The organism is Mesorhizobium sp. B2-6-4 (assembly GCF_006441495.1).
Classification (GTDB): Bacteria; Pseudomonadota; Alphaproteobacteria; order Rhizobiales; family Rhizobiaceae; genus Mesorhizobium.
Window position 1 is genome coordinate 21,817 of record NZ_VFUE01000007.1, and the last position, 15,822, is coordinate 37,638.

Below are 15,822 nucleotides of genomic sequence, written 5' to 3' on the forward strand. Positions count from 1 at the left end.
CGAAATGAGGCTGTTAAAAAGACTGGGACTGGCCGCGTCGCTGACGCTTGCCACCGCCATGGGCGTTGGGATGGTTGTCGACCATGCCCAAGCGCAGCACAAGAAGTTCAAGATATATCTGTCGCTGAGCTACAGCGGCAATTCGTGGCAGTCGGAGGCCGCGAACATCGTCAAGGCGTTGGCGCAGACGCCGCCCTACGACAAGACGGTGGAGCTGAAGGAAGTCATCTCGGGAACCGACCCCCAGGCTCAGATCTCGGCCTATGAAAGCATGATACAGGCTGGCGCCGACGGCATCATCAGCTTCCCGATCTCGTCGACGGCGCTGAACCGCACCGTCCATCGCGGCTGCCAGAAGGGCGTGCTCTTCTTCATGTACGACGCCACGGTGACCGAGCCTTGCGCCTACAATGTCAGCTATATCACCGCAGGCTTCGGCGAGAATACCGCCCAGGCCTTGGTCAACATCCTGGGAGGCAAGGGCAAGATCTTCCTGAGCCGTGGCGTCCCGGGCAACTCGGTGGATAAGCGCCACACCGACGGCGCGATGCACATTTTCAACCAGTATCCCGGCATCAAGGTCGTCGCGGAATACTACTCCTACTGGGATGACCGCACCACGCAGCAGGAGACGGCCAAGGCTCTCGCTGCGCATCCCGATGTTGACGGCATCTGGGCTCAGGCAGGCGAATATGGCGCCGTTCAAGCGCTGCTCGACAAGGGCAACAAACTGGTTCCGATGACCGGCGAGAACTCGGACGGTTTTCGTCTCGGACTGGCAGACCCGAAGATGCAAGGCATGGGTCTCAAGGGTGTGTCCGCCGGTTCGCCGCCTGCTACGTCAGGCTATGCCTTCAAGCTGATGATGGAGATCCTGACCAAGAAGCGCGACCTGAAGCCGATGAACATCGAGTACCCGCTGCCTTGGGTGCCAGCGGATCAAGTAAAACCCTGCAAAGGCGATACCTTCGCCGACGGGTGCAATGTTTTCCCGTCCGACAAGGTCCCGAGTTCCTTCGTCACCGAGGTCTTCAATCCCGATTTGCTGCCGGAACTGTCGCTGCAGTCGGCGCTCGAGGGCAAGCCAACACCAGGAGCGACCATTCAGGCATTGCCCGCGGACGTGAAGCAGGCGCCCGATGCCCCTGGCATCAACTGCTCATCGTGCAAGGCTCCGGCCGACGAATACAAGCTCACCAAGATCGAGCCGACGGTAAAACCCTGACGATCAGCAATGCAACAGGTGGACGGCATCCTGCCGCCCACCTGACTCAACATAAGGATGAGAATATGCCGACTTTTCTGAAACGGGGCAGGGATCCCGAAGCTGTCGCCCAGAGCGATGCGGCCGTCCGGACGACCGTCGAGACGATCCTTGCCGACATAGAAAAGCGAGGCGATACCGCTGTCCGGGAGTTGTCGGAGCGTTTCGACAAATGGTCGCCGCCAAGCTTCCGGCTCAGCGACAGCGAGATCGAGCAGGCGATGTCCAAGGTGTCGGCAAGCGACATCGAGGATATTCGCTTCGCCCAGGCCCAGGTTCGCAATTTCGCCGAGAAGCAGCGCGCCTGCCTCCAGGACCTCGAAGTGGAAACGCTTCCCGGCGTTGTCCTCGGCCACAAGAACATTCCCGTGGAAACAGTCGGCTGCTACGTGCCGGGCGGGAAATACCCGATGGTCGCCTCCGCGCATATGAGCGTGGTGACGGCCAAGGTCGCCGGGGTGAAGAAGATCATCGCCTGCGCGCCGCCGTTCCAGGGCGGTCCGCATCCGGCTATCGTGGCCGCGATGCACATGGCCGGCGCGGACGAGATCTACGTTCTGGGCGGTGTGCAGGCCGTTGGCGCCATGGCGCTCGGAACCGAAACCATCGGGCGCGTCGACATGCTCGTCGGTCCTGGCAATGCCTTCGTCGCTGAGGCCAAGCGGCAATTGTACGGCCGTATCGGCATCGACCTGTTCGCCGGCCCGACCGAGACGCTGGTCATCGCCGACGACAGTGTCGACGGCGAGATCTGCGCGACCGATCTGCTCGGCCAGGCCGAGCACGGTCCGACCAGTCCCGCCGTGCTTCTGACAAATTCGGAGAAGCTCGCGCGCGACACCCTGACCGAGATCGAGCGGCAGCTGAAGGTCCTGCCGACCGCCGAGATCGCCGCCAAGGCATGGGCGGACTATGGCGAAGTGATCGTCTGCGCTTCCTACGAGGAAATGGTCGCGGAGGCCGACCGGATCGCATCCGAGCACGTCCAGGTCATGACGCGCGATCCGGACTACTTCCTCGACAACATGCGCAATTACGGCGCTCTGTTTTTGGGAGCGCGTACGAATGTTGCCTATGGCGACAAGGTCATCGGCACCAACCATACGCTGCCGACCAAGAAGGCGGCCCGTTACACAGGCGGTTTGTGGGTTGGCAAGTTCATCAAGACCTGCACCTATCAGCGCGTTCTGACCGACGAAGCGAGCGCCATGATAGGCGAGTACTGTTCGCGCCTGTGTGTCCTCGAGGGATTCTATGGGCATGCCGAGCAGGCCAACATCCGGGTCCGCCGCTATGGAGGTCGCAACCAGGCCTAAGCCAGCGCGCCAACGGAGTTTTCATGTCGATCATCGCCCGCAACAAGAACAGCAAGCCCCGCCTGACCGTGAAGGATCTGGCGCGCGATCTCGGCATGTCTGTTTCGACCGTATCCAGGGCCTTTCACGCCGATGCCGTGATCGCCAAGAATACGCGGGACCTGGTGCTGAACCGTGCGAGGGAGATCGGCTATTCGCCGAACCCTTTCGCGCGCAGCCTCATCACCAAGAAGACGCGTATCGTGGGTATTGTCGTCGCGGACATCAAGAACCCGTTCTATCCGGAAGTGCTGACGCGGCTGACCACCGCCCTTCGTGCCATCGACATGAACGTGATGCTCGTCGCCGCCGACCAGTCGGGAGACGTCGACCAGGCGCTACGCCTGCTGCTCAACTACCAGCCAGATCTTGCCATCATCCTGGCGGCCACCCTGTCTTCGGCGGCCGCGCAGGAATGCCGTAGGGCCGGCACTCCGGTGATCTTTTTCAACCGACTCTCGGCCGACGACCACGCGTTCGGCATTTCCTGCGACAATATACTCGGCGGCCGCAGCATCGCCGACTATCTCGTCGATACCGGCCACCGGCGCCTGGCCTACATCGCCGCCTTGCCCGATGCCTCCACCAATGTCGCACGCCACAGGGGCTTCAGCGAACGCGCCGTCGAGCGTGGCCTCGCCGCGCCGATAGTTATCGAGGCAGGCCAGTTCAGCTATCACGCCGGCTACGAAGCGGCGCGCAAGCTGCGTGACCTGAAAGAGGTTCCCGACGGTGTCTTCTGCGCCAACGACATTCTCGCCATTGGCTTTCTCGACGGCGTGCGGCGAGAGCTGGCGCTCGGCGTGCCGGACGACATTTCGATCGTCGGCTTCGACGATATCGAGATGGCCCACTGGCCTTCGCACGGGCTGACGACCGTCCGGCAGCCCATTGACCAGATGCTCGAGGCCACGGTCAGCCTGGCGAAGGAATTGAGCACGAATTCCGGCCGGGAGCCGATCGTTCAACTAATCCCGCCCGGCGCGGTGATCGAGCGCGCGACGACGCGAAAAAGGCACCATGGCTGATATCCCGGGAAAGCGCTTCTTCGAGCGGGCGGTAAGCGTCCACCGCTATGACTGCGAGGTCGTCGCGGCGCCCCATGTCTCCGTCACCGGAAGCGAGGAACCCGTCGCCACCGTCAACGATGCCGCGTTGGCCGACGAAGCCATCGTCCGCTACGTCGTGGCAACCCGCCCCGTCTACGAAGGCCTGCGCCGGCTGATCGGCCAACTCGCTGGCCTGCTGGTCCTGGCTCAGGCCGGCGGACGCCGCGACGTGCTCGATCTGCCTGACATTCCGGTGGCCCGCGAACGGTGGACGGAGGTGGAGCAGCGGCTGGGCGCCTTGCACGCGCCGCATGGGCTCGAAAGCCATTGCGCGCGTCTGGGGGCCGCCCATGCAATGCTGGGCGAGGTCCTGGACGATTTCGGTTCGGCCCGACTGCGGCGCGACTGGCAGCAGGAGCTCGACCGGGCCGGGGAGAGGATCAAACGCGCCTACGCCGGGCTGCAGGCGGCGTCGGAACCGCGGGCCGGTATGACGCCGGTCGATTTCAATCACGCCTGCTGCAGCTGTGCGCAGCGTTGGCGACAACAGGGAGGAAGCAATGAGCCAATATTCGATCTGGGTGCTTGAGTACAGCTACGTCAGCAACTACCACAAGAGCGGCGTGCTCTACGGCGCCCACAACCAGGGTTACGTCAAGCTTCCCTACTGCTACGCGCTGATCAAGGGCAACGGTCGCGTTGCGATGGTCGATGTCGGCTACAACAACAAGGACTACGGCAAGCATCTCGCCGACAAATTTGGCGTCGAGAACTGGCACTCGCCCGAGGCCGTTCTTGGCGAAATCGGCCTCTCGCCAAAGAGCGTCGACACGGTTTTCGTCACGCACGCGCATTTCGACCATTTCGGCAATGTCGAGGACTTCCCGAATGCGACCTTCTACATCCAGGAGAGGGAGATCGCGAAGTGGGTCTGGGCGATGTCGCTGCCGGATCGCATGCGCTGGATGAACGTAGCCGTCGACCCGGGCGACATCGTGCGCGGCGTCGACCTGGCCCGTCAGAAGCGGTTGGTGACGATCGACGGAGCGAAACAGGACGTCCTGCCCGACATCGATCTCCATGCCGCCTTTGACAGCCATACCTACGGATCGATGTGGGTCACCGTGCGCAACGGCAAGGACGACACCTGGGTGCTGGCTGGCGATCTGGTCTACGTCTTCGATAACATCGAGGGCTCGGGAGCTGCCGTCGATATCGAGACGCTCTACGTTCCGGTGGGGCTTGCGGTCGGCAGCCAGACCAATCTCGTTCTCGCCACCGAGGAGATGATGAAGCAGGTGGGCCACGAGGCACGGCGGGTCATTCCCATCCACGAAGAGCGGTTGAAGGACCGGTTCCCATCCCGCATCACTCAGGATGGCCTGCGGATCACCGAAATTTGCCTCGCGGACGGCGAGACGTCACGGGTGCAATGATGGATGCAATCCGCAAAGTCGCCATTGTCGGTGCCGGACTGGTCGGCCGTGGCTGGGCGATCGTCTTCGCCCGGGCCGGCCATGATGTGACCATCTATGACGGCAGCGCCGACATCCGCGCCGCGGTGCTCGACAAGATCCGGGCCAGCCTTGCCGATATGCAAGAGGCCGGGCTGGTAGATGCCGTCGATGCAGTCATGCGGCGGCTGAACGTTGTCGATACGCTGGAGGGTGCGGTAGCGGATGCCGACTACATCCAGGAGTCGGTGCTGGAAGTGCGCGACATCAAGGAGGCGGTCTGTCTGGAGATTGACCGGGCGATGCGGCCCGACGCGGTCGTAGGCAGCTCCAGCTCCGGCATTCCGGCCTCGGCCTTCACCGGGTCCTGTGCCAACCGCCGGCGTTTTCTCGTCGCTCATCCCGTCAATCCACCGCATTTGATCCCGTTGGTGGAACTGGTCCCGGCGCCCTGGACCGACGCGGAGGCCGTTGCGTGGCTGCGGGTGCAGATGGAGGCCGTAGGGCAGGCTGCCGTGATCGTGCGCAAGGAAGTCGAAGGGTTCGTCCTCAACCGGCTTCAGGGGGCATTGCTGAACGAAGCCTGGGCCCTGCTCGAGGAGGGCGTGGCAAGTGCCGCCGATATCGACCTTACGGTGTCGCATGGGCTCGGCTACCGGTGGTCCTTCATGGGGCCTTTCGAGACGATCGATCTGAATGCGCCCGGCGGGATCGCGGACTACGCGAGACGTCTGGGACCGCTCTACCATTCGATCGCCCTCGCCAGGCGCGATCCGGCCCCCTGGTCGGAAGGGCTGGTTGCCAAGGCCGAGGAAGCGCGCCGCGAAAAGTTGTCAGCATCCCAACTCGCCGAACGCAGCGCCTGGCGCGACCGCAATCTAATGGCGCTGGCCGCCCATAAGCGAAGCACCGGGGTTTGACACTCAGGAGACGGCCATGACAGCCACACTCACAGGCAAGGTTGCCCTGGTCACTGGAGCAACCGGCGGCATCGGCGCGCGGATCGTATCCAGGCTTGCTGCGGAAGGGGCTTCGGTTGTCATCGGCTACAACCGTTCGCGGCAGACGGCCGACGATCTGGTTTCGTCATTGGCGTACGGCGATCACTTCGTCGCCGAGGCGACCGTGACGGACAGCGATTGCCTCGCGCGCCTCGCTGGTCAGATCGAGAAAAGCTTTGGCCGGCTGGATGTCCTGGTCAATTGCGCCGGGACAACCCGCTTCGTGCCACATCCGGATCTCGACAGCCTGGACGATGAATTGATCGACCGCATCTTCAGCGTCAACGTGCGCGGTGTGATTGCTGCGACGCGGGCCATGCGGCCGCTGCTCGATCGCACCGGCAGCGGGGTTGTTGTCAACATCTCGTCGATCGCAGGGGTCACCGCCATGGGAAGCAACGTCGCCTATTGTGCGTCGAAAGCCGCTGTCGACAATCTGACCAAGTCGCTGGCGCGTGCCCTGGCCCCGAGAATCAGGGTCGTGTCGGTCTCGCCCGGCGTCGTCGAGACCGACTTCATCAAGGGCCGTGACGAATCCTGGCGGGACGAACAGGCAAGCCGGACGCCGCTGGGGCGGCTGGGCACGCCCGACGATGTCGCCGAGGCGGTTTTGGCGGCTGCGACCCATCTCCGTTTCGTGACCGGCGTTATCATTCCGGTCGACGGCGGTCGGCCCCTGGCCTAGAGCCCGGGACAGGATCAGGTCGAACGGACCTCGTTTCTACGCGTGGCCGCCAATCATCGATCTGCGGTCAAGAAGTGCCCGCGCCCGCTGATCGATCTAATCCTCCAGCAGATAGCCTGTCCGGTGGGCGAGGGGCTTTTGGCCCACCACCTTGGCAATGACCTGATTGGCGGCGACAAGTTTCTTCAGCCTTCGCGTCACCACGAGCCCGTCGGTGCGCGCCCGTACCGTCACGCGCGCCTCGCGGCCCAGCGAAGAAGGCACGATGATGTCCGCGATCGGCTGTCCACAAGTGACGCGTTCACCCAGTTCGGCGCGGTAGACGATGACACCGAAAGCGGGCGTGCGAACCACATCGCACGCATCGAAGCCGGTGATCTCGCAAAGCGCGGCGGGCGGCAGGCCCGCTTGCCCCGCGACGTAGCCGCGGCGGCGAAGCACGTTGAGCAAGGCGGAAGCGTCAGCCGACGCCATCTCATCACTGATGTCGATGAAGCCGCGCAGTTCCACCGTCGCGGCGAGGCAGCCGATCGGGATCACCTTATCGGGAAGGGCAGCCGCAAGCCTGATCCAGGGCTCGACGCTTGCTTCGGCGAAGGTTGAGCCGCCCGACGAACCCTGTGAGAACACCGCCCGGCAACCGAGTTCCCGCGCAAGGTCGGACAATTCGGCCGAGATCTCGGGCCGCACGAACAGATGCATCAGCCCTTCGTCGTCGCAGTGCAGATCCAGCACAAGATCGGAATCGAAAGCCTCGCGTGCCAAGGCGGTGTAAAGGGAATCGACAGGCTGCCCTGCGCCGCGTTCGTCGAGAATTTCGCGAATCGTGCTGCGGATGAGCACCGTGTTGTCGTCGGCGCTGCTTCCGAGCCGATCGGCAAGTCGGATGGTCAATTCGCCGGCGACATCAGGCCATTTGCGGTTGAAATTCCGGCCGCTGGCCAGATCGTAACGCCCCAGATGATCGCCATTGACGAACTGCGCCAGGCCGAGCGGGTTGGCGTAGGGAACGACGACGATCTGGCCCCGGATTTCGCCGCGCGCGTCGGCGGCGTCAAGCTGCTCGACCAGATGGTGTAACACCAGCAGGCCGGGCGCTTCGTCGGCATGCAGCGCGGCATGTATGTAGGCTTTCGGGCGCGCGTCGGCGGCACCATACCGGATGATGCGCACGCTGTGTTGGCTGCCCGGCGTGCCGTTGGCAAGAGGAACATCGAGGATTTCACGAGACATTGGTGGCTCCGGCGAGCGCACGTTCCGATAGCGGGAAGTGGCAATTGAAGACATGGCGGGGATCTTCCCGGTCGGCTGCCCGGGACGGGAAGGCGCTTTTGCAGATGCCCTGCGCATAGCGGCAGCGGGTGTGAAACTCGCAGCCCGTTGGGCGCGTCATCAGGCTCGGCACCTCGCCGCTGAGCTCGACCCTGTCGAGCACGGCGTCCGGGTCGGGTTCCGGATTGGCCGACAGCAGCGCCTCCGTATAGGGGTGGCGCGGCTGCGCGAATATCCGCTCGGTCGAGCCGACCTCGATGAAGCGGCCGAGATACATGATCGCCATGCGATCGGTCATGTGGCGCACGACATTGAGATTATGCGTGATGATGAGAATGGCGATGCCGAGTTCGCCCTGCAAACGTCCAAGCAGATTGAGGACTTCACCCTGAACGGACACGTCCAGTCCCGCGGTCGGCTCGTCGGCGATGATAAGATCGGGTTGCAATGCAAGGGCCCGCGCCACGCCGACGCGGCGCGCTTGGCCTCCGGAAAGCTGGTGTGGATATCGCCGCCCGAAATCGGCGGGCAGGCCGACCATGTTGAGCAGGCGTTCCGCTTCGGCGGCGGGGTCGCGGCCGGTAACGCCGTGAATGCGGAAAGGCTCCATCAGCAGTGAGCGTACAGTGAGTCGCGGCGACAGCGATCCGACCGGATCCTGGAACATCATCGCCATGCGCCGAAGATGCGGCTTGCGCTCCGTCGGGGCGAGGCCGTTCAGCACCTGACCATCGAAGCGTATCGTGCCGCCCGTTGGCGGCCGCAGGCCCATGATGGCGCGGGCGATGGTGGATTTTCCCGAACCGCTTTCACCGACGAGGCCGAGCGTTTCGCCCTTGCGGATCTCGAAGGAAACGCCGCAGACGGCGTCCACGAACGGGTTCTTAACGCCGCTGGCGAGCGCCTTCAGCGCGCCCATGGTGCGGAAGCGTACGCGAAGATCCTCGACAGAAAGCAGGGGGCTCATACCGGCGCCACCAGCGTGTCGTCGAGACGATGGCAACGTGCGGTGTGCGTTGCGCCGATAGCGCACGGGACAGGACTGTCATCCACGCACCGGGTAAAGGCTTGCGGGCAGCGCCGACGGAAGATGCAACCCGCCTGGGTACCGAGGAGGCTCGGCACCTCGCCTGGGATCGTCGGCAACTGGCGGGTGCGTTGCCTGATGCGTCCGGGATCACATTCGAGCAGCGCGCGCGTATAGGGATGCCCCGGTCGGCGGAAGATGTCGCGCACGGTGCCGTATTCGACCACCTCGCCCGCATACATGACCGCCACCCGGTCGCAGAGCTCGGCGACAGCGCCGAGGTGGTGAGAGACGAACAGGATCGAGCAGCCGATCTCCTTTTGCAGCTCTTTCAACAGATGGATGATCTGCACCTCCAGCGTCGCGTCGAGCGCTGTGGTCGGTTCGTCCGCGATGAGCAGCGCCGGCTTCACCAGCAGCGCCATCGCGATGCAGATACGCTGGCGCATTCCGCCGGAAAACTCGTGCGGATAGCCGCCGATGCGGCTCTCCGGGTCCGGAATGCCGACCCGATGAAGCATACCCAGGGCGCGCTGGCGCTTGGTCCGGTGCGAGCCGCCCTCGTGATGCTGGATATCGATCATCTGGCTTTCGATGCTGCGCACCGGGTTCAACGCCGTCATCGGATCCTGGAAGATCATCGACATGCGGTTGCCGAGTAAGCCGCGCCGCTCCGCCGGAGCCATGCCGAGCAGGTCGCGCCCCTCGAACAGGATGGCGCCGTTCACCATCTCGGCATTTTCCGCCAGCAGCCCCGTCACGGCATAGGCGAGCGTCGATTTGCCCGAACCGCTTTCGCCGACGATGCCGACCACTTCGCCCGCCGGCACGTCGATATGGATATCGCGCAGTGCATGGGCGCGACCGCGCGGCGTGCCGAAATCGAGAGACAGACCACGGATCGCCAGAAGCGCGTCGCGGTTTGGAGAATGTCCTGCCTGAGCGCCGGGATTCATAGGTCTTTCCGAAGCTTGGGGTCGAAAATGTCGCGCAGCGCCTCGCCGAGGAAAGTGAAGCCCAGCGTGGTTATGACGATCGGGATGCCGCCGGCGATCACCAGCCACACCGTCTTGTGGATATAGCCATAGCCGTCACTGAGGATGGTTCCCCAGTCCGGCGTCGGCGGACGGACACCCATGCCTAGGAAGCTCATGCCGGCCTCCAGCGTGATGACCAGCGGAACATCCATGCTGACCAGGATCAGCAGCGGCCCGATCACATTGGGCAGCACGTGCACGGCAAGAATGCGCACGATGCCGGCGCCCATGGCGCGCTCCGCAGTGATGAACTCGCTCTCGCGCAGTGCGTGGGCCTGCGTGCGCACCACGCGCGCATAGATCGGCACAGACGTGATCGCGACGACGAAGATGACGCTGGCAAGGCTCGGCCCGAGCAGCGTCACCACTGCCAAGGCGAAGATGATGACCGGAAAGGAGCGGATCGTGTCGAAGACCAGCAGCAGCAGATTGTCCAGCCAGCGCGGACCGAAGGCGGCGATGAGGCCGAGCACAAGCCCTGCGCTGAGCGAGGCGCCCAACGAGACGAAGGCGACGAGCAGCGCGATCCTTCCGCCCATGACGACCCGCGAGAAGACATCGCGTCCCAACTGATCGGTGCCGAGAAGAAAATGCAAAGAGGGCGGCGCCAGCCGGGGCCCGACCATGATCTTGATCGGATCGTAAGGCACGATCCAGGTGGCGAAGACCGCAGTCACCACCATAAGCACGACCAGCACGGCGCCCATCATGCCGAGCGGAGACTTGCGCAATTGCCGCAGGAACATGGCGGCCGCGCCCGGCCCGCGGCGTTCATCGACCGCCTCGCGAATGAGTTGAACTTCGGACACGCTACAAATTCTCGCGGATTCTTGGATCGAGCGCCGCGTTGACGAGGTCGGCGAGCGTCGTGGAGATGACGAACAGAACGGTGGTGACGAGGACCGTGCCCATGACGATCGGATAGTTGCGCGAGTCCACCGCCTTGACGATCAGCGCGCCGATGCCGGGCCGGGCGAAGACCACCTCGACGAAAACCGCCGCCGAGAGCAGGTGCGCCATGCCGACGCCGATGATCGTCACTGTCGGCAGGATCGCGAGCGGCAGCGCGTAGCGCGCCACGACGCGCCGCTCTGAAAGACCGAAGGAGCGCGCCATGCGAATGTGGTTCTCGCCAAGAATCTCCAGCATGGAGGCGCGCACGATGCGTGAGATGTAGCCCACCCAGCCGATACCGACGACGAAGGCTGGAAGGATGAGATGGACGAACCCGTCGCGGAAGCCTGAGCCGGCGCCGATGGCAGGCAGCCAGCGCAGGCCGACCGAGAAGATCAACAGCGCATAGATCGCCATGACGAAGGACGGGATGGCGATGGTTCCGACCGCGAATACACCCACGACCTTGTCGATCACGGAGTTGCGGCGCAGCGCCGAATAGCAGCCGAGCGGCACGCCGACGATAACGGCCCAGGCGATCGAAACCAGGATGAGTTCGACGGTGTAAGGCAATTGCTCGAAAACGATGGCCGCGACAGGGCGCTGGGTAAAGACATCGGTGCCGAGATTACCGTGCAGCAGCCCCCCGAAGAATGAGACGATCTGCACGGGCAGCGGCTTGTCGAGGCCCATTTCCTCGTGCAATTGCGCCTTCAGTTCCGGCGTCGCACGCGGTCCGAGCAGGACCGCGGCGGGATCGCCGGGAACGGCCTGGATCATCAGGAACAGCAGCGTGACGGCAACGACGACAATTGCCGCCGCCAGCACGATACGCTTGCCAAGATATAACCACATGTTCTGACTCAGCCTGTCCCAGCGACCGCGTCAGAGCGGTTCAGCGTTTGATAGAATCGCCGACCCGCTCTAACCCTTTGTTTTTTCGCAATTCCGGACGGAAAACCGCTACGCACTTTTCCTAGAATGCCCTAGGCCGATTTCGGCTCAAAGCCGAGATAGAGCGGCCGCCCGTCTGGGCGCGTCTCGGCCTCGAGTTGCGTCGTTCGGTACATGATCGGCGAGCCTTCATGGGTGAGGAACCGGTAGGAGCCGGAATCTTCCATGATGTCCTGCATCTCATAATACATCTTGGCCCGTTCCTGCGGGTCTTCGACGGTTACCGCCTTGGCGTTGAGCTCGTCGAAGCGCTCGCTGCGGAAGCGCTCCCAGTTCCACACACCGACCTGGTCGCGCACGAAAAAGGTGGTGGCGTAATAGGGATCCGGCACCATCGAGAAACGCTGCACGATCAGCTGCATGTCCTTCCAACGTTCGCCTTCCGATTCCATGCCGATGGTCCAGAACGAACCGGAATCCTGAACATTGACCTCGACCGTGATGCCGATCTGCGACAGCTGCGCCTGGACCATTTCCGCGATCGTGGAGAAGGTGGTCACGTTGAGCGCGTCGATGGTGAGGCTGAGTTCGGTGATGCCGGCCTTCTCAAGATACTGCTTCGCCTTTTCGAGATCGCCCTCCGGCGGTATCAGCGCTTTTTCCCGGTGTCCCACCAAGCCCGGAGCGATAAGGCCGGTGGCGACCTGGGCCTGGCCTGAATAGGCCGCGTCCATGATCTGCGGCACATTGATGGCCCATTGAATCGCCTTGCGGACATTGACGTCCTTCAGCTTCGGATGGTCCGAGTTCATGCCGATATAGACATAGTAGAGCGAAGGCTTTTCTTCGATCTTGGTGTTTTCGGGCGGGCTGTCCTTCAAAGTGGCCAGCGAATCGAGGCTGAAATCGGTGAAGTCGATGTCGCCTGCCTGATAGGCGCGCTCGGCGGTCTTGATATCGCTCATGGGCAGGATATGAATTTCGTCGAAGCCCGGCCTAGGGCCTTTCCATTCGGGATTTCGGGTCAACAGGACGAGCTGGTTCGGCTTCCAGTCCGACAACACGTAGGGACCTGAATAGCAGGGCGGCTTCATGCCGAAATCGCCGCCGTCGGCAACTGCCTTCGTCACCGCTTTTTTCGAGACGATGTGGCCGCAACCATAGGGAAGAGTGATGTTCCAGAGCGGCACGAAAGGCGTCTTGAGCACGATCACGCCCGTATGGTCGTCCTCGATCTCGATGCGGTCGAGCGGACCCCAGTCGCCCTTGACCGGAGAATTGTGCTGGATGACGCGTTCGAACGAGAACTTCACGTCCTCGGCGGTCATTTCGCCAAATCCGCCAGTGAAGTTGATGCCCTTCTTCAGGCGGAAGCGGATGTGCGTCGGATCGATCTGCTCGACGGATTCGGCGGCCTCGAGTTCCCAGCCCCACTCCGAACCCGGTTTATAGCGCGTAAGCTTGGTGTAGATGCAGTTCATGACGTCGACATTGTACGCGTTCTGGTAGAAGCCAGGATCGAGCTTGTCGATATCGGAATAGGCGCGGGCCTTGAGTACCTTGCCTTCGGCCGCCCATACGGCCTGCGACAAGGGCAGACCGGAGGCGATGATCCCCGCGCCGAGGCCGGCGCCTGCCTGCAGGAAATGCCTGCGATTCAATTTCATTCCATTCACGGTTTCGTTCCCCTTTCAACTGAGCGGGTTTCCCGGCGATTGCCGGGATCCCTCTTTTTGGTACCGCGCCGCCTGATGGGGCCGCGAGTTCGGACGGCGCATTCTTCAATTCAGCCGGCAAGCCGGTCAATTTCGCTGCCGACGCAGATGTGAGCGAGATTAGCGTCAGTTCGCGAATGTCACAGCAGGCGACGCTCTATCGCCTCGGTCCATTTCTGTTCGTGGACAAGCTCGTCGCCTTCCCATGCCTCGAGATGCGCCTCGACGTGGAAGTGCGATGGCGTCGCGGTCATGGTCGTTTCGGTCACAGAACGCATGCGCCAATCAGCGCGCGAAAATTCGAACTCCCATTTCGCCTCGGCCCTGGCCGACCCGAAATCGTCGCCGCGGAAGGAATAGCGTTCGCGGCCGAGCGAGGTAATGGTTAGGTCGTTGTCGACGATGCGATAGGTGCCGGCGCCTTCGCCGATCTCAACGACGGTCGAAGCGACTGCCAGATTCTCCGTGATCGTCCAATCCTTTTGCGGCTTTGAGATCGTCTCCACCCGTAAGGGCGGCGCCCCTTCGGGTTCGGCAAAAGGCGCCGGTGCCGGATCTCCGGCGCCCCCGACGCGGACCGGAAGTTCAAGGCGGCAATCCGCCGGATGGACGGTGAGCGTGACCGGCTCGGGCGAAGGCCAAGCGATCGGGAAGTAATTTGTCGAGATGGCAAGGCGTATGCGATGCCCCGCGCTGAAGCGCTGTGCTACGTGCTTGAAGGGGACAGAGGTGCGGTAGCGCCTTGCCGGTTCGAGCGGTTCGGGCCTCTCATGGCTATCGCGATGCGTCAGGTTCAAAAGGCCGTAGCTGACGCGCGTCGTCGCGCCATCGGGGGCGACATCCGAAAGACGGACGGCCACCATGGCGACGGGCCTGTCGCTTTCGAAGACAAGATCGAGCATTGCATCGCCGGCGATCTCAACATCGTGCGCCAGCTCTTGCGTCTCATAGACCAGACTGCCGGCATCGTCGCCGCGCTGGTCAGCCGGCTGGTCGCCGGGCACGGCATAGGAGCACCATTTGCCGCCGCGCAGGCCAACCGACAAGGGCGAGCGGACCGTCTGCGTTCCGGCCGCATCGTCTGCCCGGCGTAGGGACAGGCGCCCATTGCCGGAAAGGAAGAAGGACTGCCGCTCGATATTCGGCGATGGCCATGCCGGCTCCGTGACCCAGCGTCCGGCGCGCGTCTCGTAGGAAGTTTGCGGCGGGGCGCTATCCTGCATGAACAGGCGCAGCATCGGCTCGTCCATGATGCCGGTGTCACGGCCCTTCAGCCATTGATCCCACCAGCGGACGCATTCCTGCAGAAAGCCGATGGCAGGACCAGGCTTGCCGATATGGGGATAAGTGTGCGCCCATGGCCCGACCAGCCCCTTGCGCGGGCCCTGCAGCTTTTCCATCAGGCGGAAGACCGAGCGGCAATAACCATCGGCCCAGCCGCTGACGGCGTAGACCGGGCAGGTGATCGCGCCGAAATCCTCGCAGACCGAACCGTGTTTCCAGAACTTGTCGCGGTGCTGGTGCTCCAGCCAGTTCTTCAGCCATAGCCCGCTTTCCTTCAATCGACTGTGCCACAAAGCGCGCCAATTGTGCGGCTTGTTGCGTGGGTCGGGCGGCAGCGTGTTGCGCCCGAACATGATCGCCGCCCAGGAGAGATTGTCGATGAGCAGCGTGCCACCCATGTGGTGGACATCGTCGGCGTAGCGGTCGTCGGTCGAGGCGCAACTGATCACCGCCTTCAGCGCAGGCGGCCGCATGGCCGCGATCTGCAATCCGTTGAAGCCGCCCCAGGAGATGCCGATCATGCCGACGTTGCCGTCGCACCAGGGCTGGGAGGCCAGCCATTCGATGACCGAGCAGCCGTCGTCCAGCTCCTGCTGAAGGTACTCGTCGAGCATCAGCCCTTCGGAATCGCCGGTTCCGCGCAGGTCGACGCGCACCACTGCGTAGCCGTGGCCGGCCACGTAGGGGTGCATGACGACATCACGCGCGGCGGTCAGATCGTTCTTGCGATAGGGGATGTATTCCAGGATAGCCGGCACCGGCTTTTGTTCGGCACCCTCGGGGAGCCACATGCGCGCCGCAAGCCGGCAACCGTCCGGCATCGGAATCTCGAAATGGTCGACCGAGCGGATCGGATGGGGGAAGTTGGACACTGTGCGCATGACGAGGCCT

At 63.2% G+C, this 15,822-nt stretch carries 14 protein-coding genes; 7 read left to right on the forward strand and 7 right to left on the reverse strand.

All coding sequences use genetic code 11. The features are described from left to right. Positions 1–4 precede the first annotated feature (4 nt). The 7 genes from FJ426_RS11180 (at position 5) to FJ426_RS11210 (ending at position 6,808) form a co-directional block, all read left to right on the forward strand. Positions 5–1,225 (forward strand): sugar ABC transporter substrate-binding protein, encoded by a 1,221-nt coding sequence (locus FJ426_RS11180; RefSeq protein ID WP_246675533.1) that lies wholly within the window; start codon positions 5–7, stop codon positions 1,223–1,225. Positions 1,226–1,290: 65 nt separating this feature from the next. Further along, positions 1,291–2,580 (forward strand): histidinol dehydrogenase, encoded by a 1,290-nt coding sequence (hisD, locus tag FJ426_RS11185; protein ID WP_140496118.1) that lies wholly within the window; start codon positions 1,291–1,293, stop codon positions 2,578–2,580. A gap of 23 nt (positions 2,581–2,603) precedes the next feature. After that, on the forward strand, positions 2,604–3,647 hold the full coding sequence (locus FJ426_RS11190) for a LacI family DNA-binding transcriptional regulator (protein WP_140496117.1): 1,044 nt from the start codon (positions 2,604–2,606) through the stop codon (positions 3,645–3,647). Beyond that, positions 3,640–4,257, forward strand: coding sequence for a hypothetical protein (locus FJ426_RS11195; RefSeq protein WP_140556173.1), 618 nt, complete (start codon positions 3,640–3,642; stop codon positions 4,255–4,257). The genes FJ426_RS11190 and FJ426_RS11195 overlap by 8 nt, the downstream gene beginning before the upstream one ends. Beyond that, the gene (locus FJ426_RS11200; protein ID WP_140496115.1) at positions 4,229–5,104 is read left to right on the forward strand and encodes an N-acyl homoserine lactonase family protein; all 876 of its coding nucleotides are present in this window, start codon (positions 4,229–4,231) and stop codon (positions 5,102–5,104) included. Before FJ426_RS11195 ends, FJ426_RS11200 begins: the two co-directional genes overlap by 29 nt. Further along, entirely contained in the window at positions 5,104–6,042 is a 939-nt protein-coding gene (locus tag FJ426_RS11205; RefSeq protein ID WP_246674166.1) for a 3-hydroxyacyl-CoA dehydrogenase, read from the forward strand. The genes FJ426_RS11200 and FJ426_RS11205 overlap by 1 nt, the downstream gene beginning before the upstream one ends. A 16-nt stretch (positions 6,043–6,058) precedes the next feature. Next, complete coding sequence (locus FJ426_RS11210; RefSeq protein WP_140561445.1) at positions 6,059–6,808, forward strand: SDR family oxidoreductase; 750 nt, start codon at positions 6,059–6,061, stop codon at positions 6,806–6,808. A gap of 96 nt (positions 6,809–6,904) precedes the next feature. Here FJ426_RS11210 and FJ426_RS11215 read toward each other — a convergent pair whose 3' ends face one another. The 7 genes from FJ426_RS11215 to FJ426_RS11245 form a co-directional block, all read right to left on the reverse strand. Beyond that, entirely contained in the window at positions 6,905–8,041 is a 1,137-nt protein-coding gene (locus FJ426_RS11215; protein WP_181168601.1) for a succinylglutamate desuccinylase/aspartoacylase family protein, read from the reverse strand. Continuing rightward, the gene (locus FJ426_RS11220) at positions 8,031–9,047 is read right to left on the reverse strand and encodes an ABC transporter ATP-binding protein (RefSeq protein WP_140561444.1); all 1,017 of its coding nucleotides are present in this window, start codon (positions 9,045–9,047) and stop codon (positions 8,031–8,033) included. Before FJ426_RS11220 ends, FJ426_RS11215 begins: the two co-directional genes overlap by 11 nt. Next, positions 9,044–10,063, reverse strand: coding sequence for an ABC transporter ATP-binding protein (locus FJ426_RS11225; RefSeq protein ID WP_140556165.1), 1,020 nt, complete (start codon positions 10,061–10,063; stop codon positions 9,044–9,046). Before FJ426_RS11225 ends, FJ426_RS11220 begins: the two co-directional genes overlap by 4 nt. Then, positions 10,060–10,953 carry an ABC transporter permease gene (locus tag FJ426_RS11230; RefSeq protein WP_224704661.1) on the reverse strand — a complete coding sequence of 298 codons (894 nt, stop codon included), beginning with the start codon at positions 10,951–10,953 and terminating at the stop codon, positions 10,060–10,062. Before FJ426_RS11230 ends, FJ426_RS11225 begins: the two co-directional genes overlap by 4 nt. Position 10,954: 1 nt before the next feature. After that, the gene (locus tag FJ426_RS11235; RefSeq protein WP_140825211.1) at positions 10,955–11,893 is read right to left on the reverse strand and encodes an ABC transporter permease; all 939 of its coding nucleotides are present in this window, start codon (positions 11,891–11,893) and stop codon (positions 10,955–10,957) included. A gap of 131 nt (positions 11,894–12,024) precedes the next feature. Beyond that, positions 12,025–13,599: an ABC transporter substrate-binding protein gene (locus tag FJ426_RS11240; protein ID WP_140496108.1), complete on the reverse strand. Its 1,575-nt coding sequence runs from the start codon at positions 13,597–13,599 to the stop codon at positions 12,025–12,027. 188 nt (positions 13,600–13,787) lie between these two features. After that, positions 13,788–15,812, reverse strand: a complete 2,025-nt coding sequence (locus FJ426_RS11245) for a CocE/NonD family hydrolase (RefSeq protein WP_140496107.1) — start codon at positions 15,810–15,812, stop codon at positions 13,788–13,790. Between the last annotated feature and the right edge of the window lie 10 nt (positions 15,813–15,822).

Excerpts from the sequence above, each read along its gene's own strand:
- FJ426_RS11180 (WP_246675533.1), top strand. The coding sequence starts at position 5 with ATGAGGCTGTTAAAAAGACTGGGACTGGCCGCGTCGCTGACGCTTGCC.
- hisD (WP_140496118.1), top strand. The coding sequence starts at position 1,291 with ATGCCGACTTTTCTGAAACGGGGCAGGGATCCCGAAGCTGTCGCCCAG.
- FJ426_RS11190 (WP_140496117.1), top strand. The coding sequence starts at position 2,604 with ATGTCGATCATCGCCCGCAACAAGAACAGCAAGCCCCGCCTGACCGTG.
- FJ426_RS11195 (WP_140556173.1), top strand. The coding sequence starts at position 3,640 with ATGGCTGATATCCCGGGAAAGCGCTTCTTCGAGCGGGCGGTAAGCGTC.
- FJ426_RS11200 (WP_140496115.1), top strand. The coding sequence starts at position 4,229 with ATGAGCCAATATTCGATCTGGGTGCTTGAGTACAGCTACGTCAGCAAC.
- FJ426_RS11205 (WP_246674166.1), top strand. The coding sequence starts at position 5,104 with ATGGATGCAATCCGCAAAGTCGCCATTGTCGGTGCCGGACTGGTCGGC.
- FJ426_RS11210 (WP_140561445.1), top strand. The coding sequence starts at position 6,059 with ATGACAGCCACACTCACAGGCAAGGTTGCCCTGGTCACTGGAGCAACC.
- FJ426_RS11215 (WP_181168601.1), bottom strand. The coding sequence starts at position 8,041 with ATGTCTCGTGAAATCCTCGATGTTCCTCTTGCCAACGGCACGCCGGGC.
- FJ426_RS11220 (WP_140561444.1), bottom strand. The coding sequence starts at position 9,047 with ATGAGCCCCCTGCTTTCTGTCGAGGATCTTCGCGTACGCTTCCGCACC.
- FJ426_RS11225 (WP_140556165.1), bottom strand. The coding sequence starts at position 10,063 with ATGAATCCCGGCGCTCAGGCAGGACATTCTCCAAACCGCGACGCGCTT.
- FJ426_RS11235 (WP_140825211.1), bottom strand. The coding sequence starts at position 11,893 with ATGTGGTTATATCTTGGCAAGCGTATCGTGCTGGCGGCGGCAATTGTC.
- FJ426_RS11240 (WP_140496108.1), bottom strand. The coding sequence starts at position 13,599 with ATGAAATTGAATCGCAGGCATTTCCTGCAGGCAGGCGCCGGCCTCGGC.
- FJ426_RS11245 (WP_140496107.1), bottom strand. The coding sequence starts at position 15,812 with ATGCGCACAGTGTCCAACTTCCCCCATCCGATCCGCTCGGTCGACCAT.